The following is a 21,566-nucleotide window of genomic DNA, read 5'->3' as shown; positions in this document are numbered from 1 at the left end:
GAAGACGGACCGAACCCAGCGTGCCATAATTGTCACCGTATGTGATTATCGCAGGCGGTGTGTCGCCGGAGCGAACACGGCACCCGATCGGGGCGGACACGACCGACGTGCCCACCCCGATCCGTTCTCAGCGCGCGATACGGCGCAGCAGCCGCCGTCCCACCCCCGGAGTGAACCAGCGCAGCTTGCGTTCGGCCCGCTGGGCGCGCGCCCGCTGCCGGTCGGCGTCGACCAACGCCTTCTCCAGACGCTGTTCGAGGACCTCCACGCTGGGCTTCGAGGCCTCCTCGGTCTCCTCCTCCACCACGGCGACGAAGCGCTCCCCCGGCATCCAGTGGGTGCCATGGGTCCGCTCGACCGTCTGGTCCAGTTCCTTGCCGGTGGCCTCGGGCTCCAAGTGGAGCGCCCGAGCGAACGAGGAGGCGCGCTCCAGGCGCAACACCCCGTCACTGGCCTTGGTGGCACCGGGCAGGGGCGCGCACAGCAGCCCGCAGCCCAACTTGTCGATCTCCTTGATCAGGTCTGCCACGGCCGTCTCGGTCAGGGTGGGCCCGGCCGCCAGGTACAGGCGGTGCGGCACGCGCGGATCGGTCCGCGGCGGCGTCCCCACGAACTTCACCCGGGGGTCGCCGCGGAAGGTCTCGTGGACCAGACGGACGTCGAGGAGCTCTTCGTCCAACGGGGCGCGGCGGTCGTCGTGCAGCCGCGTCCACGGACCCAGCAGCCACAACCGCAGGTCGGGGGTGGAACCGGACAGCAACGAGGAAACGGTCGTGTCGACCTCCTCCAGGGTGCTGTCGGTGGTGTCCACGACCACGTCCACCAGCGGCACGTCCCATTGGCGGTCCGGACGCTTGCGGCGCAGGTGGAAGTCGGGCACCCGGTTGGACACGTACGGCATCCGGTAGCGGGTACCGGCGTCGCGACGGGTCTGCATCTGGGTTCGCCCCAGGTGCCAGCTGCTGGTGTCCAGGTCGGGCACGAACACCGTTCCGCGCTGGGCGAGCCGGTAGGCGAACTCGGTGTCACCGCCCAGGATGAGCTCGGCGTCGAGTCCGCCCGCGGCGTCGAACAGCTCCCGGTGCAACGACCCGGAGGCGCCGATGAACACCTTGTAGGCCAACCGTCCGGCGGTTCGCAGCCGGTCGTGTCGGTCGATCTGCCGCTCGATCCAGTGCGGGTCGGCGGTCTCCTTGTCGAAAAGCCGGTCCGCGCGGCCGGCCGCGACCTCCTCTCGCACGTGTTCGGCGGTCAGGGCGGCGGGGTCGAAGTCGACGAACAGCTTGTGCCCGAGGACGGCACCGTAGTCGATCCGGTGGTGCCAGCGCATCTGGGACTCCACGTGCTCGCGGTAGACGAGCATGTCCGAGTCCAGCCGCAGGATCACCTGGCCCGAGGACGCGGCGACACCGGTGTTGACGCCGTGCGCCGACCCCCAGCCACCTTCGGCAGAAGGGATGACGCGGGTGTTCTCCGGGTGGACCGACGGCAGGGTGAGCGGTTCGGGGCTGCCGTCGTCCACCACGATCACCTCCATGAGGTGCGCCGGGTAGCTCTGCGCGGCCAACGACGCCAGCACCAGGGCGAGCTTGTCCGCCCCGCCGTACGCCGGGATCACCACGCTCACCGACAACGTCGGCGTCCACTCCCCCAGTTCGGGGACGTCCACCACCGAGTAGTCGTTGCGATGGACGCGAGGCTGGGCGGACAGGTCCACGGTCCCGCGCGGCAGCGCGGACACGATGTCCGTCGTCGTCACGGTCGGCTCGGTGATCGAGGCGATCGTGTGCTCTTCGGTACTGGTCAAGGTTGTTCCCCCGGGTTCGTCGTGGCCATGACCGGCTCCTCGTGGACCTCGGTCGGTCCACCCAGCGGGCGAGGTTCGCCTTCGAGCAGGACGCTCGGACGCCAGCCGGCCCACTGTCGTGCGTAGTTGTGCAGGAAGTAGGCCATGTCCTCGGACCAGGTGTGTCCGCCGCCGGTGCGGCGCAGCACGTACCCGAGCCCATGGGTGCGGTGGATACGTCCCCCGCCCCGGGACACGGCGATGAGCAGTTGGGTGTCGATGGCGCGCGGTAGTGGCCGGAAACCACCGGTCTCCTCCAACACCACGCGGTCGGTGAGGATGGTGCCACCGGCGATGAACCGGGTGGCGGTCTCGGACTCGCGGCTGCGCCACACCATGAGGTCCACCTCTTGGAGGTAGACGAAGTCCTGTCCGGTGCCGACCAGTTCGGCCCCGGAGTAGGTCCGGGCGAGTACGAGGTCGGCCAGGTGTTCGGGCCCGTACCAGTCGTCGTCGTCCCACTTGGCGATGAGGTCACCGGAGGCGCGGGCGACGGAGTCGTTGAGCACCGACCCGAAGATCTGGTCGGCGGAGGCCTCGTGCACGGTGATCGCCAGACCGGTGTCACGGTAGGCCTGGATCGCCGAGAGCACCTCGGGCCGGTCGGCGCCGAACCCGTGCAGCGTCAGCACCGTCTCCAACTCGACCCCGCGCTGTCGGGCGATCTGGGCGAGCGCGAAGCCGACCATCTCGGGGCGTCGGGTGCACAGGATGACCGAGATCCGGGGTGCGGGTGGCAGTGGGATCCCGGCCCGCGCGCCGAGCGCGCGCCAGCGTGAGCGCAGACCGTGTGTGTAAAGGGCGGCGCGGCGCAGCCGGATGCTGTGCTCCTCGCGGGCCAATCGGTCGGTGAGGTCGGCGTCGGTGGCCCCGGCCAGGAGTTCGGTCAGCGGCGTGCCCAGACCGGCGGCCCAGGAGGGCACGGGGCCGGCGACAAGGGGAACGCCCCCGGCGGCCAGGGAGGCCACCGCGCGGACCGCCGCCGTGGGGCCGGTGTGCCCGGACCAGTCGACGCTCACCCCGCGCAGGTGACGCAGGTGGGTCAGGTCGACGTCGGTGACGGTGCCGTCGGCCGCCACGGCGACCAGGTCCTTGTTCCCCTCACGGATGACGGCGCGGTCCCCGTGCACGGTGAGGTGTCCCAGGGGCCCCTTCTCGGCCTTGGAGAACCCGGTCGGGTTGACGGTGGTCTCGTCGATCGGCGCCACCAGGTGGGCGGGCGAGACGGTGACCCGAGCGGCCGGGCTCTGCTCGGCGACGACCCGCTCGGCGCGAGCGCGACCGTCGGTCCCGGTGAGGGCCTCCCAGGCGTCGGCCGTGGTGGCCGCGCGGTCCAGCACCGGGACGGTCTCCTCGTTCCACTCCGGGGCCGCGTCGTCGTGCACGCGCAGGGCCAGGTCGGCGACGGGGGTGACCCGACGCAGCGGGACGGGGCCGGTCGCGTCGATGCCGTGCGCGCCGGTGTCGCCAGGCCGCCACAGCGAGGACTCGGGGCCGCTGAGCGCGGTCAGGGGTGCCACCATCGGCCCGCGTCGGCGGCCTCGGGTGCCGTGCAGGACGGAGTCGAGGACCTGGGCGGTATCGATCGCGTTGGGGAAGAACAGTTCGCAAACCCAACCGCGCTTGCCCATCCGCCGCACCCGCAGTTCCTGCAGGTCACGCCATTGGCCCATGCCCGGTCCCGCGGGCACCGGCGGGTCCTGGTGGCCCGGGGTGTCCAGGAGCGCGACCACCACCTGCACGGTCCGGGGCAGGTGCACGGCGGCGGTCAGGGCCCGGTTCAGGTCGGTGGGGGTGGCGGCGACCAACGCCACCAGCCCGGCGACGGGTTCCACCTCCGCGCCTTCGACGGAGTCGATCCGGAGCGGTTCGCCCAGAGGATGAGCGCCCAGATCCACGAGCAGGTCCCCGGGCCGCCGAGGCGCCCCGGACACCTCCCGGAGTGTGTCGGCCCCACTGTGGCAGAGCACGGCGGGCTCTTCGCCACGTGCGCGCAGGGCCTGCCGGAGGACGGTGGTGATCATCGGTGACCTTCTCGGTTCTGCTGCGGATCGGGAGAATGGGGGACGCTCGGGGGAGGGAGGATCAGGGTGTACGGGTGAAGACGTGCGCCCCCTTCTCGGTGGCCTCCTCGACGCGGGTCAGCTCGGGGTGAGCGGCCAGCCACCGGTCGCCCAGGGCGCGTTCCTCGTCGCGGTCGGCGTCGTCGAGGACGAACACGGCGGAGTCGGTGCAGGCTGGCAGGAGCGCGGGAACGGCCGGGTGGCGGGCCTCCGGTCCGGTGGCCGCGGGCGGGCCGTCGACGAAGACCAGTCCGACTCCCTTGAGGTCGCTCAGGGCCTCGGTGTCGTACCAGGGCACCTCGGCGGACACCCCGTCGGCCAGTTCCGCGGGTACCGGGGTGAGCGGCGCGTGCCGGACCTCGACGATGTCCTCCAGGGCGTGGGTGGCGACCAGGGCGCGGCTGAGCTCGGCGTAGCGCGCGTCGTGTTCGATCGCGACCAGACGACCGGCCCCCGCCTTGCGCAGCGCGTAGCCGATCCACACGCTGGAGGAACCGCTGCCGCACTCCACCACGAGTTCGGGACGGTCCCGGTCGATGACGCGGACCAACACCCGTAGCACGTCGGGGGAGGCGGCCCAACCGCGCAGCGGCGGCATGAACGGGGCCACGTCCAGGTACTCGCGCAGCTCGGTCCAGGCGACCTGCTGCTCGTAGTCGTCGCGTCCGCTCCGCACACCGGCGCGGGTGATCTTGTGGATCGCCCGGGGCAGGGCGACGTCGCGCAGTTCCTTGACCTCGGCGCGCACCCCGTCGAGGGAGCGGGCCAGCTCCAGCCGGTCCTGCCCGAAGAGTTCGGTGACCTGGCCGGTCTGCGTGCGGACCGACGTGGACAGTTCCAGCACCGATCGGCGCAGTCGTGACAACCCCACGGCGAGGCCGAGCATCGCCACGCCCAGGAACAGGACCGTGACGGCCAGGACGGCCTCGCCCCAGGTCACCAGCCCCAGGACGCCCAGGGCGATCGGGGTCGCGACGGCCGCCAGACCGAGGAGTCCGACCACGGGCAGCGATCGGCGAATTTTCTTCTTGAGGGAGCTCATGGGGGTTACCTCCGCGAAAGGGGTGCGGCGACCGACGCGCGGATCAGCACGCGGAACCGTTCGGAACCGCATCAGCGGGGAAGGCCACTGTGCGTCTTCGACATTAACGCCTTGAAAGAGCCCGGGGGTGCCGAGTATGCGCATCCGAAACCCAGGAGAGCGTCAATTACCGCATCGTTCACCGGACGATCACTCCGATATCACCAAAGCGTGTCCGGAATTTCTGGAAAGGGATTCCGAAGTGCCACGGAAAACCGTCGGATCGGCATGAAGCCAGCCCGGAACACCCTCGGACGTCATCCGGGCGAGGTCGTCGCGACGGGGCCCGGGTCACCAATCCGTGGCCTCCAACAGCGCGCTCTCCACCACCGGGGTGAGGGTGGCCGCGTAGGTGGCGGTGATGTGCGAGTGGTCCCAGTAGACCAGTACGTTGCCCACCACCGCGTCACAGGCGCCGTCCGGACACACGTGTTCGGTCAGGTCCAGCAGGGTGACGTTGGGCGGCAGCTCCTCCAGCTGCGCGGCCGGGTCGACCTCCCGCAGGCTGCGCGAAACGGGGCTGGTGCACTCCACCGCTTCGGTGGACTCCAGGCACTCCGCGCCACGGTAGGGCAGTCGGGGCAGGTCACGCAGGCCGATCACGTCGATGCCCAGGTCGTTCAGGTGCCACCACATCTCCGTGTAGCCCTCTTGGACCACCTCACGATCGGCGAACGCCCTCGTTGAGGACAGCAACACCGCGTCGGGGTTCAGTTCCTCCAACTCCGCCAACGCATCGGCCTTCCACACCTCGCATTCCTGGAACACCTCCCCATCCCGGGTCGACGTGGCCAGACCGAACGGACAGCCGCTCTTGGTGAACGACACCAGCCGCCACCCGTGCTCGGCCGCGACCTTCTCCACCGCCGGATACCAGTGGGCGGTGCGCGACGCTCCCACCAGCGCCAACGTGTGCTCCGCGTCCGCCGGCCCCCGATCGCAGACCACCAGTTCCTCGACGACGAGGTTGACGTGGCAGCCCTCCTGATGGTGGGAGGACAGGTCCCCCTGGGCGTCCTCCGGGGCCGGGCGTACCGGCACGTCGGGCAGTACCGTCAGCAGGTCGGGCTCGGCGACCACCCGCGCGCCCGGGTACGTCTCGGGTTCGATGACCTCCTGCACCCGTTCCACGCGTTCCCCCTCCAACCGCTGCGACCACGACTGCGCGACGATCAGGACCGGAACCAGGAAGAGCACGGCGATCATGACCGACCATCCGGGCCCGCGACGGTGTTCCGGTCGGGTGAGGCGATCGACGCCCCCGTCCACCACCTGATGGGTGATCCAGGCCAGCACGAACGAGGCGCCCAGGATCGCGGCCCCTCCCATCAGCGTGGCCGTCTGTCTCCCGGTCACCTCCAGATAGCAGACCAGGATCGGCCAGTGCCACAGGTACAGCCCGTAGGAGAAGCGGCCCACCGACATCAGCGGCTTCCAGGTGAGCAGCCGATCGGCCCCGAACCTGCTGCCTGTGCCACCGGCCACGATGACCAGCAGGGCCGCGCCGGTCGGCCACAGCGCGACGTACCCGGGAAAGAGCGTGGAGACCTGGAGGAGCAACCCGCAGGAGACCAGCGCCACCAACCCGAACCAGCCGAGGAAGATCCTGACCCGCGTGGGCACGCGCAGCTCCGTGATGACCAGGGCGAGGATCGCGCCCAGGGACAGCTCCCACAGCCGGGCGCCGGTGTCGAAGTAGGCCCAGGCCTGGTCGTGGGCGGTGATGTACACCGAGTAGCTCAGGGAGAGGGCGAACAACGCCGTGACCAGCACGAGCAGGCTCCGGCGCAGCGGCAACCCCATCCTGGTGGCCATGAACGCGGCGACGGTGACCAGCACCGGCCACAGCAGGTAGAACTGCCCCTGGATGGACAGCGACCAGAAGTGCTGGAGGGGGCCGGCGGCCGTCTCGCGGGCCAGGTAGTCGACCGCGTTACCGGCCAGGGTCCAGTTCTCGTGGTAGAACGCGGCGGCCCGTACCTCCTCCAGGAGGCCCTCCCAGCGTGAACTGGGCAGCCACACGTACATGGCGGCCATGATGGCGAGCAGGACCACCGCGACCAAGGGCACCAGACGTTTGGCCAACCGGGCCCAGAAGGCGACGAACCGGACCCGACCGTCGCGTTCGACGGCGCGCACCAGGGAACCCGTGATGAGGAAGCCGGTGAGCAGCAGGAACACGTCCACGCCACCGGAGACCCGTCCGAACCAGATGTGGTAGACCGCGACCAGGACCACGGCGATGGCGCGCAGCCCCTCGATCTCGGGGCGAAAACCGCCTCCGGTCCGGACGGTCCGCCGAGTGTCGGTGACCGAGGGGATGCGGGGGTCGCCGGGGGTGGGAACCCCGGTCGTGGTTTCACTCATATGCGCAGACGGCCTCGGAAGATTAGGAAGCGTGTTTCACCGAACGAGGCTTCGTGGGCATGGCCATTCGAATTCGACGATGAATTCTCCCCCGGGCCGATGCCACCACGGTGAATGTCGGACGAACACGCGGTCAACGTTCAATCGCGATTCGGGGGCACGCGGGTCAGGGTAGCGGGACCGGACCGAATCACCCGAGATCGAGAATACGGAGGGTTCCTGTCTTAAGGGGCGCCCCGACGGATCCGACGGGAGGATTCGTCGGGCTCCCGGGGTTCACGGGACCTCTGTGGCGGGCAGGGGGGATGAGGAGCATGGGGTCGCCTTCGGACCGGCACGGCAACGACGGTCCGGCCCGATTTTATTCCCGGCCGCCCGTGTCCACGAGCTGACATCGGGGACTCGCTTCCGCTGCTGATAGCTTGCTGGTTAGCGATCCCATCGCTGGTAAGAACACGACGAATATCGTCCTGGAAAGGTGCGTCAGAGTATGTCTGCGCCGTACACGCTTCCCGAGCTGCCCTACGACTACGCGGCCCTTGAGCCGTGGATCTCCGGTCAGATCATGGAGCTGCACCACGACAAGCACCACGCCAACTACGTCGCGGGCGCCAACACGACCCTGGAGAAGATGGCCGAGGCCCGCGAGGCCGGCGACTTCGGGACCGTGAACCAGCTCCAGAAGAACCTCGCGTTCAACCTGGGCGGCCACGTCAACCACTCCGTGTTCTGGAAGAACCTGTCCCCGGACGGTGGCGACAAGCCCGAGGGTGAGCTGGGCGCGGCCATCGACGACCAGTTCGGGTCCTTCGACGCCTTCCGCGGGCACTTCAACGCCGCGGCTCTGGGCATCCAGGGTTCGGGCTGGGCCATCCTGGCCTGGGACGCCCTGGGTCAGCGCCTGATCATCGAGCAGCTGTTCGACCAGCAGGGCAACATCGCCATCGGCACGCAGCCGCTGCTCATGCTGGACATGTGGGAGCACGCCTTCTACCTCCAGTACAAGAACGTGAAGGCGGACTACGTCAAGGCGTTCTGGAACGTCGTCAACTGGGCCGACGTCCAGCAGCGTTTCACCGAGGCCCGCAAGACCCGGCTGGGCTAGCACCTCGAACGAACGTTCTCGTGCGTTCGAACGGGGGAGGGCGGCACCGATCGGTGCCGCCCTCCCCCTCGTCCGGGGGTCGTCTTCGGGGTCCTCGCCCTCAGACGACCAGGGTGTCCGGGTGGCCGACCATCGGACCGTGCCGGTCCAGTTCGCGCCAGGCACGGGTCAGCCGCCACACCATCTCCTCCCGGGTGGCGCGGTCGTAGGACACCGGAAGCCGGAAGTACTCCTCGTGGCACCCGCCGCCCGACGCCGACATCACCGGACCGGGCACCAGGTCGACCTCGTGCGAGAGCGCCACCTGCGCGAAGGCCCGGGCGGCGACACCCGGCAGCCGCACCCACAGCGCAGCCCCACCATCAGGGGTGCGCCACTCCCAGCCGGGCAGGTCCCGCCGCAGCATCTCCTCCATGTGGGCCATGGCCTCGCGCAGGGTCTCCGAACGGTCGTGGGCCAGCGCTTCGTAGTCGTCCATCAAGCGCACCCCGACCGCTTGGTCCAGCAGCGGGCCCGCCAGGTCGGCGAGGATCTTGCGGCGGCTCAACCGCAACGCCATCTCGGCCGGTGCGCGCAGCCACCCCACCCGCAGCCCGGCCCAGGCCACCTTGGAGAGCGAGTCGACGGTGATGACCTCCGCTCCGCGCGGGGCGAAGGCCGCCAGCGGTGGGGGTTCGTCCTCGGCGCGGATGCCGGTGTAGGCGCTGTCCTCCAGGATCGGCACCCCCGAACGCGCGGACAGCTCCCCCAGCTCCCTGCGGCGGACCGCGGACATCATCACGCCGGTCGGGTTGTGGTACGAGGGCATGAGGTACATCAGGTGCGGGCGGTGCTCGGCGATCGCGCGGCGCACCCCGTTCGGATCGATGCCCTGGTCATCGAGGGGCACCGGGATGATCTCGGCCTCGCGGTCGCGCATGAGGTCCAGACACCCGGCGAAGCTCGGGTCCTCCGCCACCACCTTGGTCCCCCGCCGCAGGTAGAGCTGGGCGACCAGGGACACCGCCTGGTGGGCGCCGGTGGTGACGACGATCTGGTCGGGGTGGGTGGGCAACCCCTGGCGTTCGTAGTAACGACAGATCGCCTCGCGCAGGGCGGGCAGGCCGCGCGGGTGGTAGGTGCTCTCCGCCATCAGTGAGGGCAGGTCCTGGGCCACGACCTCGCGGACGGCGCGTTCGACCCCTTCCAGGGCGGGGGTGCGCAGGCAGGAGGCGGAGATGAGCGAGTCATCGGTGCGCAGCAACGTGCCGTAGACGGGGTTGCCGTTGCCGCCGGCGGTCCACCCGTCCGAGATCACCGGGGGCAGGGCGCTGTTGACCCGGGTTCCGCTGCCTTGGCGGCTCTCCAGGGTCCCCTCCTCGCGCAGGTGGTCGTAGGCGGCCACCACTGTGGTGCGACTCACTCGGAGCGCGCCGGCCAACGCCCGTTCGGACGGCAGGCGTTCCCCGGGGGCGAGCGAACCCTGCTCGACCAGGTCTTTCAGGGCTTCGGACAGGCGTTTGTAGAGGGCGCCGGAGCCGCTCGTCCAGGAGCCGAGAAGACCCACGAGCTCATCGGTCCGCCGAACAAGGTCCATTTTTCGCTCCATTGGATCTCGCCATCATGGCCTGCCCTTCCGAGAATGGCATCAAGTTCGTGGATCCACCAGAGCCAAAGTGGCCTCGATCACAGGGTCCACTTGAAGGAGAATCCTCATGAGCACCCTGCTTCGTCGTCGCCACGCCGCCGCCTCCCGAGGCCCCAGGCCGCAAGTTCCGCGTCCGCAAACGACGTTGGTCGAACACCACGTGATCCAGGGCGACCACACTCACCTGGCCACCCTCGCCCGCGCGCTCCGGAACCGGGTCAAGGACCACTCGGGCCACCTGGGAGAGGTCCATTTCCACCACGAAATGGACCGCGTGCATCTGGTTCGGTTGTGGCGGGGGCCCATCGAACTGCGCACCTTCGTGGAGGAGGCCCACCCCGACCTGCTCGCCTACCGCGAGGACAGCGGAGCCTTTCCCACCGTGGAGCGCACCCTGTGGTGGTCCGACGCGGGCGCGAACGTCACCCTGGCGGAAGCGATCGAGCGGTCCTCGCACCTGCGCGGCCACGGCCCCGGGCCGCGCGCCTTCAGCCTGGCCTCCCCGGTCCCGGCCTGACCCCGGCGGCGTCCTCCAGGTAGCGGATCCATCCGTCCACGAAGGCCTCGTGCGTCGACGTCTCCGCCCCGCGCCGCTCCCGCTCACCTTTGCGCGAGCAACGTTCGGCCCTCACCCGATCGAGCGTGAGGGCCGGGAGCCTCACCGCCAGACCCCACTCCCGTTCGGCCACCCACCTCAGGTCGTGGCCCTGTTCCAGGAGCACTTCGGACACACGTTGGATCCGCCCCAGTCGGGCCCGATCCACGTCATCGAGCATCGTGTCCACCACGAACGAGTCCTCGAAGAACGCGATCGTCACCCGAGGATCGATCGAGGCCTCCGCCTCGTCCGCCTTGCGCCGGTATCGATGTCGAAGGTGGAGGAGGAAGATCCCGAAGCCGAGCACCGCGCCGATGGTCTGTGCCGAGTCCCAGAACAGCCACTCCAGGACTCCCAGCCCGCACAGCCCGAGCAGCCCCATGGCATGACCGACCCGCCGGCTCTCCGGCCGGTCCTCGGCCCTGAGCCGGCCCACCGCCTCAGGTGCCTGGTTCAACGCACGCCGGACACCGCGAGCATGGTGTTCCGGCAACCCGGGATCGATACTGACCCGCAGTGGTTCGGGGGATTCGAGCAAGAGCGTCCGCCTTGCCATCTGGGGGATGGGGGGATCCCACAGCTTAGCGTTCGGAGGTCTCGCCCTCCTCGAACCCCGCCGCCTCCACCGCCCGGTCCCTAGTCGTTCTCGGGCTCTGCGGGGGCCAGGGGGGCACCCATGGCGTGGTAGCCGCCGTCGACGTGCATGACCGTGCCCGTGATGGCGCGGGCGGCGGGCGACATCAGGAACAGGGCCGGACCGGCGACCACCGACGTGTCCTTGGTGTCCCAGCCCAGCGGGGAGTGGTCGCCCCAGGAGTCGGCGATCTGGGAGAAACCGGGGATGGACCCACCCGCGAGGGACTTGATCGGGCCGGCGGAGATCGTGTTCACGCGGATGCGGTCCGGGCCCAGGTCACGGGCCAGGTAGCGGGCCGAGTTCTCCAGGACGGCCTTGGCCGACCCCATCCAGTCGTAGACCGGCCAGGCGACGCTGGCGTCGAAGGTCAGCGACACCACGCCGGCGCCCTCGGGGGCCTTGGCGAGCAGGTCGCGCATGCCCACGGTCAGGGCGGCCAGGGAGTAACCGGAGATGTGGATCGCCTTGGAGACGTCCTCCCAGTCGGTGTTGAGGAAGTTGCCGCCCAGCGCGGACTCGGGGGCGTAGGCGATGGCGTGCAGCACCCCGTCCAAGTGGTCCCAGTGCTCACCGATCGCCTCGACGGTGGCCTTGATCTGCTCAGGGTCGGTGACGTCCATCGGCAGCACCGCGACCGGTTCCTTGGGCAGCCGCTTGGCGATGCGCTCGCAGATGGAGAAGGCGCGTCCGGGCGGGTTCGTCAGGATGACGTCGTGGCCCTGGTTCATGGCCTCCTCCGCGATCGCGTAGGCGATGGAGGACTGGGTGGTGATACCGGTGATGAGCAGGTTCAAGAGGTCCCCTTGACGATTCGGCGACTTGCAGTGGAAACGTATCGGCGGATCCACGATTCATCAGTCGTGGAAGCCGACAAAGATTCCAGCCCCCTCTTTGGTCACGCGGCCCACACCGGTGGAACCGGGGCGCGGGCACACCGGCGGAGCCCCGGTCCGTACGAGTGAGCCAGGAATCCACACCGATTCTTTGTGGTCTTCCACGGGTGACCGCGGGGGTGTGATGCGGGCAGAGTCGTAAGCGCGCCTCCCTGGCACGGGTTCGGGGCGTCCCAGCGGGCTTGGCCGCCGCTGGGGCGCCTCGTCATCTCCATGCCCACGGGTCGGCCCCCACACCCCGGAGAACCCCTCACACGGCCGGTTCCGGACGTAATCCGCACGAATCACCACGGGTAGTCTGGCTGCTGGACCACAGGCCCGAGTAACGCGGGAGGCTAGCGGCCGTGTCATCACGCGAGGGTGGGCCGGACGTGCCCGAGGGGACCCCCGGTCCCGATGACGACGGTGCCGCCGAGGAGAACACCCCCTCAGAGGTTCACCACCCGCCCGAGGTGCCGGGCGCCGGCGCGAACGCCTTCGACATCGAGGACGCCGAGCCGCCCAGGCGACGCCGCCGATCCAAGGTCACCGTGATCGTCGCGACCGCCCTGGTCCTGGTCATGGTCGTCGTGATGGCCGTCCCCGTCAGCCGCGACGGGATCCTGGCCCTGTGGTGCGACGTCACCGGCGGGGTCTGCCCCGGCGAGGCGCTGCCACCGATCACCGAGGACGAGGAGATCGACTGGCGGGTGCGCGTGGAACCCGAGGAGGCCGCGCTGTGGGGCAACTACGTGTCCCTGGGCGACTCCTACTCCTCCGGTGACGGCGCCGGCGAATACGACCCCGAGACCGCCGAACCCGGCGAGTGCTGGCGCTCGGAGAACGCCTACCCCAAGCTCATCGAGCAGGAGTTCGACTTCGTGGGCTCCCTGGGGTTCTACGCGTGCAGTGGACACCGCGGCTCGGAGATGCTCGAACAGGTCGGCACCTCCGAGTCCCAGCTCGAACGCGTCACCGAGAACACCTCGCTGGTGACCGTGGGCATCGGCGGCAACGACCTCGGGTTCATCTCGGTGCTGCGCACCTGCATCGTGCGCATGCCCCTCTTGGAGCGGACCGGTTGCACCGACCAGGAGGCCGAGGTCGAGGAGAAGATGGACACGTTCGAGGAGACCCTCACCGAGGTGCTCGGTGAGATCCGCGACCGCGCCCCCGACGCCCGTGTCCTGGTCCTGGGCTACCCGAGGCTCTTCCCGGAGGAGCCGCCCGGCATGTACTACACGCTCTCCAACGGTGACCAACTCTGGCTGAACACCGTCGCCCAGCGGTTCAACGACCGCATCCGCGACACCGCCTACCGGGTGGACGGCGAGGTCTACGGTTCGCGCCAGGTCGGCAGCGTGGAGTACGTGAACGTGTTCAGTTCGTTGACCGGCCACGAGGTCAGCGCGGACGACGCCTGGCTCAACGGCATCGTTCTGGGCGAACTGGGCGAGGGGCTGAAGGTGGACCGCGCGAGCTTCCATCCGACCGCCGAGGGGCAGCGCTCGGTCGCCGAGCGGGTGCGCCTACAGATCCTGGAGGGTCCCGAACGGGTGCTGTACCAGTCCCGCGACCGGTTGGAGAGCGTGTCCCCGGAGAAACTGTCCCGTGAACTCGGTGGTCCGCTGGACCCGGTGAACGGCGAGCCCGAGGACGAACCCGCCGCCGACGAGGGTGCGGAGGAGGCCGCCGAGGCGGACTCCGACACCGACTCCTGACCCGGTTCTCGATCGACGCTCGGACGGCCGGTGGAGGCGGGGGCCGCGAACGGCCCCCGCTCCCCCGTCGCTACTTCTTCTCCGCCTTGAGTTCGGCGATGACCTCGGCGAAGCGGTCCAGACCCCAGTTGAGGTCCTCTTCGGTGATCACCAGGGGCGGCGACATCCGCACGGTGGAACCGTGCGTGTCCTTGACCAGGACCCCGTGCTCGGCGAGCCGCTTGCACAGCTCCTTGCCGGAGGCCAGTTCGGGGTCGACGTCCACGCCGGCCCACAGGCCGATGCTGCGCGCCGAGACCACCCCGTCGCCAACGAACTCGTCCAGCCGGCGTTTGAGGACCTCGCCCAGTTTGCGGGCGTTCTCCAGGTAGGGGCCCTCACTCAGCATGCGCACGACCGTCTCTCCGACGGCCCCGGCGAGCGGGTTGCCGCCAAAGGTGCTCCCGTGCTGGCCGGGCTGGATGACACCCAACACGTCCTCGTCGGCGACCATGGCCGAAACCGGCAGGATGCCGCCGCCCAGCGCCTTGCCGAACAGGTAGGCGTCCGGGACCACCCCGCTGTGCTCACAGGCCCGGATGGTGCCGGTGCGACCCAGTCCGGCCTGTACCTCGTCGGCGATGAACAGCACGCGGTTGTCGTCGCAGATCTCCCGGACCCGGGGCAGGTAGTCCGCGGGCGGCACGATCACGCCCGCCTCGCCCTGTACCGGCTCGATGAGCACCGCGACCGTGGTGTCGTCGACGGCGTCCTCGATGGCCTTGGCGTCCCCGTAGGCCACGGAGCGGAAGCCCGGCGTATAGGGGCCGAAACCCGTCTTCGCCTCCGGATCCGAGGAGAAGGAGATGATGGTGGTGGTGCGTCCGTGGAAGTTGGCGCCCGCCACGACGATGGTCGCCTGGTTCTCGGGAACGCCCTTGACCTCGTAGCCCCATTTACGGGCCACCTTGATGCCGGTCTCCACCGCCTCGGCACCGGTGTTCATCGGCAGGACCTTCTGCTTGCCGACCATGTCGGCCAGGTCTCTCACCCATGGTCCGAACCGGTCGTTGTAGAAGGCCCGGCTGGTCAACGTCACCCGGTCGAGCTGGGCGTGCGCCGCCGCCAGGAGGTCGGGGTTGTGGTGGCCGAAGTTCATGGCCGAGTACCCGGCCAGGCAATCGAGGTACCGCTTTCCCTCGACGTCCGTCACCCAAGCGCCACGGCCCTCGGAGATCACGACGGGAAGGGGTGAGTAGTTGTGCGCCGATCTGGCCTGCGCGAGTTCGATGTGGTCCGAGCTGGAAAGTGCGTGTCCGGCGGGGTTTCCGGCGGAGTCCTGCTGTCCCAGGTTCTGGGTGGTCATCTAGCCGCTCCGATCACCATTGACCGATGTCAGACAGTAGATACCCACCGTGGGGCCGGGTAGAGCCTCCGCGGCGGGATCCCCAAGAGTTGAGCAGATCATCCGGTGAGCACACAAGAGGTGGCCGACATCACCGCGCGCGACCGACGCCCGAAACCCATGTGCGCTCCATGCCGGTACACCGCCTGAGCGGGGCTCTTCCGAACCCCGGTCACAAGGGGGTCACGGGCATGGTCGCGCAGGTGACGCGGTACACAGCCCTCACCACGATCAGCCCGGTTTCTGACGGGTACGGTCGCCGTACAGTCACAGCCGCCGCGAGCGTCTTCGCCGGGGACGGCCGTCACACGAACGCCAGGGAGGATCTGCCGTGCCACACACGTCTTCGGATACCCCTTTCTCCCTCCCTGCGCTGATGGCGGCGGTGGCCGAGGCCGTACCGGAGCGGATCGCCCTCGTCGCGGGCCCACGTCGGCTCACCTACCGCGCCTTGGACGAACGGGCCACCCGATTGGCCCGACACCTGGTCGGCGCGGGTGTGCGCCCTGGTGAGAACGTGGCGATCCTGTCGTTCAACCGGGCCGAGTGGATGGAGTCGTTCCTCGGTGTGCTGCGCGCCGGAGCGGTGCCGGTCAACGTCAACTACCGGTACGTGGCCGGTGAACTGCGACACGTACTGTCCGACTCGCACGCGGCGGCGCTGATCGCCGAGGACTCCCTGGCCGCCACGGTCACGGCCATCCGACCGGATCTGCCACGACTGCGCCACGTGCTGCTGTTGGCCGACGGCACCGAGCGAACCGCCGAGGGGACGGACTACGAGTCCGCCCTGACCGCGCAGGGCGAGGACGTCGGAACCCCCCGGAGCGCGCTCCCCGGCACGAGCGGCGACGACCACTACCTGCTCTACACCGGCGGCACCACGGGTTACCCCAAGGGTGTGCTGTGGCGCCAGGCCGACGTCTTTCGCGCCGCCGTGGAGCGTCGCTCCCCCGGCACCCCGCGCGCACGCACCCCCGAGGAAGTGGCCGAACGCGCCCTGCGCTGTTTCCCGCAGCGCATGCTGGTCCTGGGTCCGGTCATGCACGCGGCCGGGCAGTGGCACGCGTTGAGCATGTTGTTGTGCGGCAAGCGCGTGGTGCTGTCCACCGACCGCAGCTTCAGGCCGGACCGTGTGCTGGAACTGGCGCACCGCGAGGGCGTACACGCGCTCCAACTGGTGGGTGACGCGATGGCGCGGCCACTGGCGCGGCACCTGCTCACCGAACCCGAGCTGTGCCCGGACCTGACCTCGGTGCGTTCCGGTGGTACCCCGTTGACCCCGGCGGTGCGCAACCTGTGGAAGGCCTGGCGCGAGGACGTGGCCCTGGCCGACTCCTACGGGGGTTCGGAGACGGGTGTGTGCGGTTCGGCGACCGCACCCGACGAGGCGGCCACCGTCGCCGACACCACCGACCGTCGCAGCTTCACCATGGGTGGCAGCATCTCGGTGCTCGACGAGGCGTTGCGTCCGTTGCGGCCGGGGTCGCCGCGGGTCGGACGGATCGCGCGGACCGGACGGATCCCCTTGGGCTACTACAACGATCCCATCGCCACCGCTCGCACCTTTCCCACCGACGCCGAGGGGCGACGTTGGGCGTTGTCGGGCGACTACGGGACCCGGGCCACGGACGGTTCGATCGTCCTGTTGGGTCGGGGCAGCGTGGTCATCAACACCGCCGGGGAGAAGGTGTATCCCGAGGAGGTGGAGGCCGTGCTCAAGGCCCACCCGTCGGTGGACGACGTGATCGTGGTGCCCGCTCCGGACGAGAACCTCGGTCAGCGGGTCACGGCCCTGGTCTCGTTGGCCCCCGGCGGCAGCCCGGACGAGAAGGCGCTGCGCGCCCACTGCCGGGTTCGGTTGGCCGGGTTCAAGGTGCCCCGGACGGTGCACTTCGTGGACCGGGTCCGGCGCACCGCCGTGGGCAAACAGGACTACCGTTGGGCCGCTTCGGTGGCCGGGGAAGGTACCCCCAGCCCTCAATCGCGGTGACCCACGGGGGCTCCGGGAGGTCTCCTCATCCTCCCTCTGTGGTACCTCTCATTTCGGTCTCCGAGTCGGTACGCCACCAAGCAGCCGAAACGTGGTTTCGGCGTCCTTTCGATGCCTCCAGGACAGCTCCGGGACGCCTTCCGCCCTCGCCGACGGCACTAGAATGGCCACAGCCGGCCCGGGGCTCGCGGTCCCCCTCCCCCATCGTGTGGCCGGAGTGACGAACCTCGATGTTGGGCCCGGGACCGTACCATCGGCGGGTTCATCGAGGTCCGTGCCGACCCAAGCACCCCTTTGACCGTCCGGTCCACCGTGGATACGGGACCGGCGGCACCATCAGGACGGAGGACGGCGCCCCCTTCCCGGCTCCCCGGAAGACGCGCCCGAGCATTCATGGCCAACTCAGTAGGCTCCTACATCTTCAACGCGGTGCGCGGCGGGGCCGTGGGCACCTCCGAAGCACTTCCCGGTATCAGCGGCGGCACCGTCGCGCTCATCGTCGGCCTCTACGACCAGTTGATCGGTGGCGCGGGCCACATGGTCAGCGGGATCAAGCGCTACGTCACCGACGTGCCCCGTGGCCGCGGCAAGGACCGCGCCATGGAACAGTTCCGTCAGGTGGACTGGTCCGTCCTCGTCCCCGCCCTGATCGGCATGGCGGTGGCCCTGGTGGGAGCGTTGCTGCTCATCGCCCCGCTGGTGGAGGAGTACACCCAGTACGCATACGCGATCTTCTTCGGTCTGGTGCTCGCCTGTCTGTGGATCCCCTACACCGGCGCGGGCAAGTCATGGAAGGCCGGACACTACCTCCTGGCCCTGGTCTTCGCCGTACTGTCGTTCTTCCTGACCAGTCTCCCCGGCGCCAACCTGCCCCCGCACCCGGTGGTGGTCTTCCTCGTCGCCTCGGTAGCGATCTGCGCGCTGGTCCTGCCGGGCGTCTCCGGTTCCTTCATCCTGTTGGCCGTCGGTCTGTACACTCCGAGCAAGGACGCGTTGGAGAACCTCGACTTCGTCTACATCGGTGCCTTCGCCCTCGGCGCGCTCACCGGCCTGGCGCTCTTCGTCAAGGTCCTCCAGTACTTCCTGGAGAACTTCCACCACTTGACCCTGGTGGTCCTGACCGGCCTGATGGCGGGTTCGCTGCGTGCCCTGTGGCCCTGGCAGAGCGAGGACCGAGAGATCCTCGCTCCCACCGAGGTCCCGTTGACGGTCGCCCTGATGGTGGCCGGTTTCGCCATCATCGTGGTGTCCATCCTGTGGGAGCGCCGCAAGCGGCTCCAGCGTGAGGTCGAGGCCGGCCACGAGAGCGTCTCCGTCTGACCCTTAGAGTCGTACCCACAACCACATACCGAGTCGGGGTCGAGCGAGCGCTTCACCGCGCTTCGACCCCGACGGCGCGGGGTGCCGGGGAAACGACCCGGCTGAGAGCACACCCGTCGAACCTGCCCTAGTTCGTACTAGCGAAGGAACGCCGATGAGCGTGTACAACGTCGTGTCCATCGCCGGAAGCGACCCCAGTGGGGGCGCCGGCATCCAGGCGGACCTGAAATCGTTCTCCGCCCACGGGGTCTTCGGGATGAGCGTGGTGACGGCGTTGACCGCCCAGTCCACGCGCGGGGTCACCGGGGTTCACGGTGTCCCCGCTTCATTCGTCGTCGACCAGATGGAGACGCTGTTCGAGGACGCGACGGTCCACGCGGTCAAGGTGGGCATGCTGGGCACCGCCGAGGTCACCGAGGCCGTGGCCGCCGCGATCGACCGGCACGGGCTGTCGAACGTGGTGGTGGACCCGGTGATGGTCGCCAAGAGCGGCGACCGGTTGTTGGAGCGTTCGGCCATGGAGGCGCTGCGCGGTGAACTGCTGCCGCGCGCCGACCTCCTCACACCGAACCTGCCGGAGGCCGCCGACCTGCTCGACGAGGAGGAGGCCACGGACCTGGCCACGATGCGCTCCCAGGCCGAGAGGCTTTTGAAGCTGGGGCCGCGTCGGATCCTGCTCAAGGGCGGGCACCTGGCGGGGACCGACAGCGTCGACCTGCTGGTCGACGGGGAGTCCGCCCCGGTCGAGCTGAGCGCCACGCGCGTGGCGACCCGCAACACCCACGGCACCGGCTGCACCCTGTCCTCCGCGATCGCCGCGCTGATCCCCCAACGCCCGGACGTGGCCACCGCCGTGGCCGACGCCAAGACCTGGCTGACCGAGGCGCTGCGCCACGCCGACGAGATCGACGCCGGCGGCGGCCAGGGCCCCGTGCACCATTTCCACGCCTGGTGGTGATCACACGAAGGGGGGACCGGCCCGTGCGGACCGGTCCCCCCTTCATATTCTCCCCGTGGGGCGTGCGAGTCGGCTAGCGCTGGACGTCGTCCATCACCGCGTCCGGGTTACGCCAATCGGGGTGACCGAAGAACCTCTTGCTCTCCGCCACGATGACCGGGGACAGCAGGAGCAACCCCACCAGGTTCGGCAGCGCCATCAGGCCGTTGGCGATGTCGCTGAACAGCCAGACGGAGTCGAGGCTGGCGACCGAACCGATGAAGATGATGACGATGAAGATGAGTCGGTAGGGCAGGACCAGCTTGCGTCCGCCCAGGAACTCCACGCACCGCTCACCGTAGTAGGCCCAGCCGAGCAGGGTGCTGAAGGCGAAGACGGCCACGGAGGCCGCGACGACGTAGGCGCCCGCGGTACCGAAGGTGGGGCTGATGGCACCCAGCCCCTCGGTCATGGCCTGCGACGTCAGCAGCGAACCGTCCTCGGCCTCGTCTCCCTGCCACACACCGGTCACGATGATGACCAGGCAGGTCATGCTCACCACGATGATGGTGTCGATGAAGGTCTGGGTCATGGAGACCATGGCCTGACGGACCGGCTCCTTGGTCTTGGCCGCGGCGGCGGCGATACCACCGGTGCCCAGCCCGGACTCGTTGGAGAAGATGCCGCGGGCGAAGCCCATCTGGATGGCGAGCATGACACCGGCGCCCGCGAAACCGCCGACGGCGGAGGTCCCGGTGAAGGCGTCGGTGAACACCAGCTGGAAGGCGGGCAGGAGCGACTGCCAGTTGGCGATGAGCACGACGAGGCAGATGCCGACGTAACCGATGATCATGATCGGCACGAGGCCGGAGGCGACACGACCGATGCTCTTGATGCCACCGAGGATCACTCCGCCGGACAGGATCATCAGAGCGAGGCCGATGACCCACGGCTCCAGCGGGGTGACGCTGCTGACCTGTTGGGCCACGGTGTTGGCCTGGGTGCCGTTACCGATACCGAAGGCCGCGATGGCGCCGAAGACCGCGAAGGCGACACCGAGGAAGGTGCCGAGCCCACCCTTGATCCCGTACTTGAGGTAGTACATCGGGCCGCCGCTCTGCTCACCCTTGGCGTCGGTGCGGCGGTACTTCACCCCCAGGAGGGCCTCGCTGTACTTGGTGGCCATACCGAAGATGCCGATGAACCACATCCAGAACAGCGCGCCCGGGCCACCGACACCGATGGCCAGCGCGGCGCCCGCGATGTTACCGACGCCGACGGTGGCGGCGAGCGCGGTGCTCAGTGCCTGGTAGTGGGAGATGTCGCCCTCGACGGAGGAGTCCTCCTTGCGACGGACGAGGGCGAGCCAAAGGGCGTGCGGGAGCCTGAGCAGCTGAAGGAGGCGCAGCCGGATGGTGAGGAAGACACCGACACCCAACAACAACGGAATGAGGACGAAGGGTCCCCAGATGACGTCGCTGATGATGCCGGCCATCTCAAGGAGTTGGTCCACAGGGGATCTCCCTTTCGGTGAGTGCGTGGGGCCGAGAGATCCGAGGGTGGAACAGAGGGACCGTTGTTCGCGGAGTCACATCGGCACAGGTGGGTGCATTTCGATATCGGCAAAGAATGACACTGACGCGTAACGAACGAATCACATGTGTTCGACATGAACGTTGCGCCGCGCCGGTGTCACCTCGGGTGCGCGACGGGGCGCACCCTCAGTCCGCCTTGTCGTCGTCCTCGGCGTGGGCCAGCGCGAGCCTGCTGAGCGCGGCCGCGGCCTCCTCCGGGTCCGCTCCCCTACCGACCGCCACACCCAACAGATAGGTGGTGAGCGGCGCCGCGGGGCGGGCGACGGAGTGCGCGGCGTCTCGGGCCAGATCGAGGATCCTGTCGACGTCGGCCTTCTGGAGCGGCTCGCTCCCGGACAGTTCGAGCTCCTCGAACACCAGCTTCGACCATTCCACCAGGGTCACCGCTCGACTCCTCAAAGGTGTGTCCTGCAACGTTTT

General features: G+C 69.2%; 16 protein-coding genes and 1 riboswitch. Of the genes, 6 read left to right on the top strand and 10 right to left on the bottom strand.

Annotated elements, in window-relative coordinates:
- Nucleotides 1-127: 127 nt before the first annotated feature.
- The 4 genes from ACWGKS_RS00840 to ACWGKS_RS00825 all read right to left on the bottom strand — a co-directional run bounded on the left by ACWGKS_RS00840 (nucleotide 128) and on the right by ACWGKS_RS00825 (nucleotide 7,357).
- Entirely contained in the window at nucleotides 128-1,807 is a 1,680-nt protein-coding gene (locus ACWGKS_RS00840) for a glycosyltransferase family 2 protein (protein ID WP_452521399.1), read from the bottom strand.
- Nucleotides 1,804-3,870, bottom strand: a complete 2,067-nt coding sequence (locus tag ACWGKS_RS00835) for a glycosyltransferase (RefSeq protein WP_358508938.1) — start codon at nucleotides 3,868-3,870, stop codon at nucleotides 1,804-1,806. Before ACWGKS_RS00835 ends, ACWGKS_RS00840 begins: the two co-directional genes overlap by 4 nt.
- A 61-nt stretch (nucleotides 3,871-3,931) precedes the next feature.
- Nucleotides 3,932-4,951 carry a class I SAM-dependent methyltransferase gene (locus ACWGKS_RS00830; RefSeq protein ID WP_358508936.1) on the bottom strand — a complete coding sequence of 340 codons (1,020 nt, stop codon included), beginning with the start codon at nucleotides 4,949-4,951 and terminating at the stop codon, nucleotides 3,932-3,934.
- 330 nt (nucleotides 4,952-5,281) lie between these two features.
- The gene (locus ACWGKS_RS00825; protein WP_358508934.1) at nucleotides 5,282-7,357 is read right to left on the bottom strand and encodes an acyltransferase family protein; all 2,076 of its coding nucleotides are present in this window, start codon (nucleotides 7,355-7,357) and stop codon (nucleotides 5,282-5,284) included.
- A 490-nt stretch (nucleotides 7,358-7,847) separates the two neighbouring features.
- Here ACWGKS_RS00825 and ACWGKS_RS00820 point away from each other — a divergent pair, with 490 nt between their 5' ends.
- Nucleotides 7,848-8,462 carry a superoxide dismutase gene (locus ACWGKS_RS00820; RefSeq protein ID WP_358508933.1) on the top strand — a complete coding sequence of 205 codons (615 nt, stop codon included), beginning with the start codon at nucleotides 7,848-7,850 and terminating at the stop codon, nucleotides 8,460-8,462.
- Nucleotides 8,463-8,562: 100 nt separating this feature from the next.
- On the opposite strand, the gene ACWGKS_RS00815 is transcribed toward ACWGKS_RS00820, so the two are convergent.
- Nucleotides 8,563-10,038 (bottom strand): aminotransferase-like domain-containing protein, encoded by a 1,476-nt coding sequence (locus tag ACWGKS_RS00815; RefSeq protein ID WP_358508931.1) that lies wholly within the window; start codon nucleotides 10,036-10,038, stop codon nucleotides 8,563-8,565.
- A 118-nt stretch (nucleotides 10,039-10,156) separates the two neighbouring features.
- Here ACWGKS_RS00815 and ACWGKS_RS00810 point away from each other — a divergent pair, with 118 nt between their 5' ends.
- Nucleotides 10,157-10,606 carry a DUF3291 domain-containing protein gene (locus ACWGKS_RS00810; protein WP_358508930.1) on the top strand — a complete coding sequence of 150 codons (450 nt, stop codon included), beginning with the start codon at nucleotides 10,157-10,159 and terminating at the stop codon, nucleotides 10,604-10,606.
- Here the strand turns inward: ACWGKS_RS00810 and ACWGKS_RS00805 are convergent.
- On the bottom strand, nucleotides 10,578-11,225 hold the full coding sequence (locus tag ACWGKS_RS00805; protein WP_358508929.1) for a hypothetical protein: 648 nt from the start codon (nucleotides 11,223-11,225) through the stop codon (nucleotides 10,578-10,580). The genes ACWGKS_RS00810 and ACWGKS_RS00805 overlap by 29 nt on opposite strands.
- Before the next feature lie 98 nt (nucleotides 11,226-11,323).
- The gene (fabI, locus tag ACWGKS_RS00800) at nucleotides 11,324-12,118 is read right to left on the bottom strand and encodes an enoyl-ACP reductase FabI (protein ID WP_358508927.1); all 795 of its coding nucleotides are present in this window, start codon (nucleotides 12,116-12,118) and stop codon (nucleotides 11,324-11,326) included.
- A gap of 443 nt (nucleotides 12,119-12,561) precedes the next feature.
- On the opposite strand from fabI, the gene ACWGKS_RS00795 reads away from it, so the two are divergent.
- A complete protein-coding gene (locus ACWGKS_RS00795) occupies nucleotides 12,562-13,917 on the top strand; it encodes an SGNH/GDSL hydrolase family protein (RefSeq protein ID WP_358508925.1) in 1,356 nt (451 codons plus the stop codon).
- A gap of 70 nt (nucleotides 13,918-13,987) precedes the next feature.
- On the opposite strand, the gene rocD is transcribed toward ACWGKS_RS00795, so the two are convergent.
- On the bottom strand, nucleotides 13,988-15,262 hold the full coding sequence (rocD, locus tag ACWGKS_RS00790) for an ornithine--oxo-acid transaminase (protein WP_358508924.1): 1,275 nt from the start codon (nucleotides 15,260-15,262) through the stop codon (nucleotides 13,988-13,990).
- Between the two features lie 415 nt (nucleotides 15,263-15,677).
- Between rocD and ACWGKS_RS00785 the strand changes: the two genes are divergently transcribed.
- The 3 genes from ACWGKS_RS00785 to thiD all read left to right on the top strand — a co-directional run bounded on the left by ACWGKS_RS00785 (nucleotide 15,678) and on the right by thiD (nucleotide 19,572).
- On the top strand, nucleotides 15,678-17,294 hold the full coding sequence (locus ACWGKS_RS00785; protein ID WP_452521522.1) for an acyl-CoA synthetase: 1,617 nt from the start codon (nucleotides 15,678-15,680) through the stop codon (nucleotides 17,292-17,294).
- A 393-nt stretch (nucleotides 17,295-17,687) separates the two neighbouring features.
- A complete protein-coding gene (locus ACWGKS_RS00780) occupies nucleotides 17,688-18,614 on the top strand; it encodes a DUF368 domain-containing protein (protein ID WP_452521394.1) in 927 nt (308 codons plus the stop codon).
- Between the two features lie 67 nt (nucleotides 18,615-18,681).
- Nucleotides 18,682-18,780, top strand: a riboswitch (TPP riboswitch).
- On the top strand, nucleotides 18,769-19,572 hold the full coding sequence (thiD, locus tag ACWGKS_RS00775) for a bifunctional hydroxymethylpyrimidine kinase/phosphomethylpyrimidine kinase (protein ID WP_358508919.1): 804 nt from the start codon (nucleotides 18,769-18,771) through the stop codon (nucleotides 19,570-19,572). It overlaps the preceding riboswitch by 12 nt.
- Nucleotides 19,573-19,645: 73 nt before the next feature.
- Here the strand turns inward: thiD and ACWGKS_RS00770 are convergent, their stop codons facing one another.
- Nucleotides 19,646-21,064 (bottom strand): alanine/glycine:cation symporter family protein, encoded by a 1,419-nt coding sequence (locus ACWGKS_RS00770; protein ID WP_358508917.1) that lies wholly within the window; start codon nucleotides 21,062-21,064, stop codon nucleotides 19,646-19,648.
- A gap of 208 nt (nucleotides 21,065-21,272) precedes the next feature.
- Nucleotides 21,273-21,530: a DUF6457 domain-containing protein gene (locus ACWGKS_RS00765; RefSeq protein ID WP_452521391.1), complete on the bottom strand. Its 258-nt coding sequence runs from the start codon at nucleotides 21,528-21,530 to the stop codon at nucleotides 21,273-21,275.
- Between the last annotated feature and the right edge of the window lie 36 nt (nucleotides 21,531-21,566).

The organism is Nocardiopsis sp. NPDC055879 (assembly GCF_053615935.1).
This window is presented reverse-complemented; position numbering and strand designations above follow the sequence as displayed.

Coding starts and splice junctions, on each gene's coding strand:
- ACWGKS_RS00780 (WP_452521394.1), top strand. CDS start 17,688: ATGGCCAACTCAGTAGGCTCCTACATCTTCAACGCGGTGCGCGGCGGG.
- ACWGKS_RS00830 (WP_358508936.1), bottom strand. CDS start 4,951: ATGAGCTCCCTCAAGAAGAAAATTCGCCGATCGCTGCCCGTGGTCGGA.
- ACWGKS_RS00820 (WP_358508933.1), top strand. CDS start 7,848: ATGTCTGCGCCGTACACGCTTCCCGAGCTGCCCTACGACTACGCGGCC.
- ACWGKS_RS00825 (WP_358508934.1), bottom strand. CDS start 7,357: ATGAGTGAAACCACGACCGGGGTTCCCACCCCCGGCGACCCCCGCATC.
- ACWGKS_RS00835 (WP_358508938.1), bottom strand. CDS start 3,870: ATGATCACCACCGTCCTCCGGCAGGCCCTGCGCGCACGTGGCGAAGAG.
- rocD (WP_358508924.1), bottom strand. CDS start 15,262: ATGACCACCCAGAACCTGGGACAGCAGGACTCCGCCGGAAACCCCGCC.
- ACWGKS_RS00810 (WP_358508930.1), top strand. CDS start 10,157: ATGAGCACCCTGCTTCGTCGTCGCCACGCCGCCGCCTCCCGAGGCCCC.
- ACWGKS_RS00815 (WP_358508931.1), bottom strand. CDS start 10,038: ATGGACCTTGTTCGGCGGACCGATGAGCTCGTGGGTCTTCTCGGCTCC.
- thiD (WP_358508919.1), top strand. CDS start 18,769: ATGAGCGTGTACAACGTCGTGTCCATCGCCGGAAGCGACCCCAGTGGG.
- ACWGKS_RS00785 (WP_452521522.1), top strand. CDS start 15,678: ATGGCGGCGGTGGCCGAGGCCGTACCGGAGCGGATCGCCCTCGTCGCG.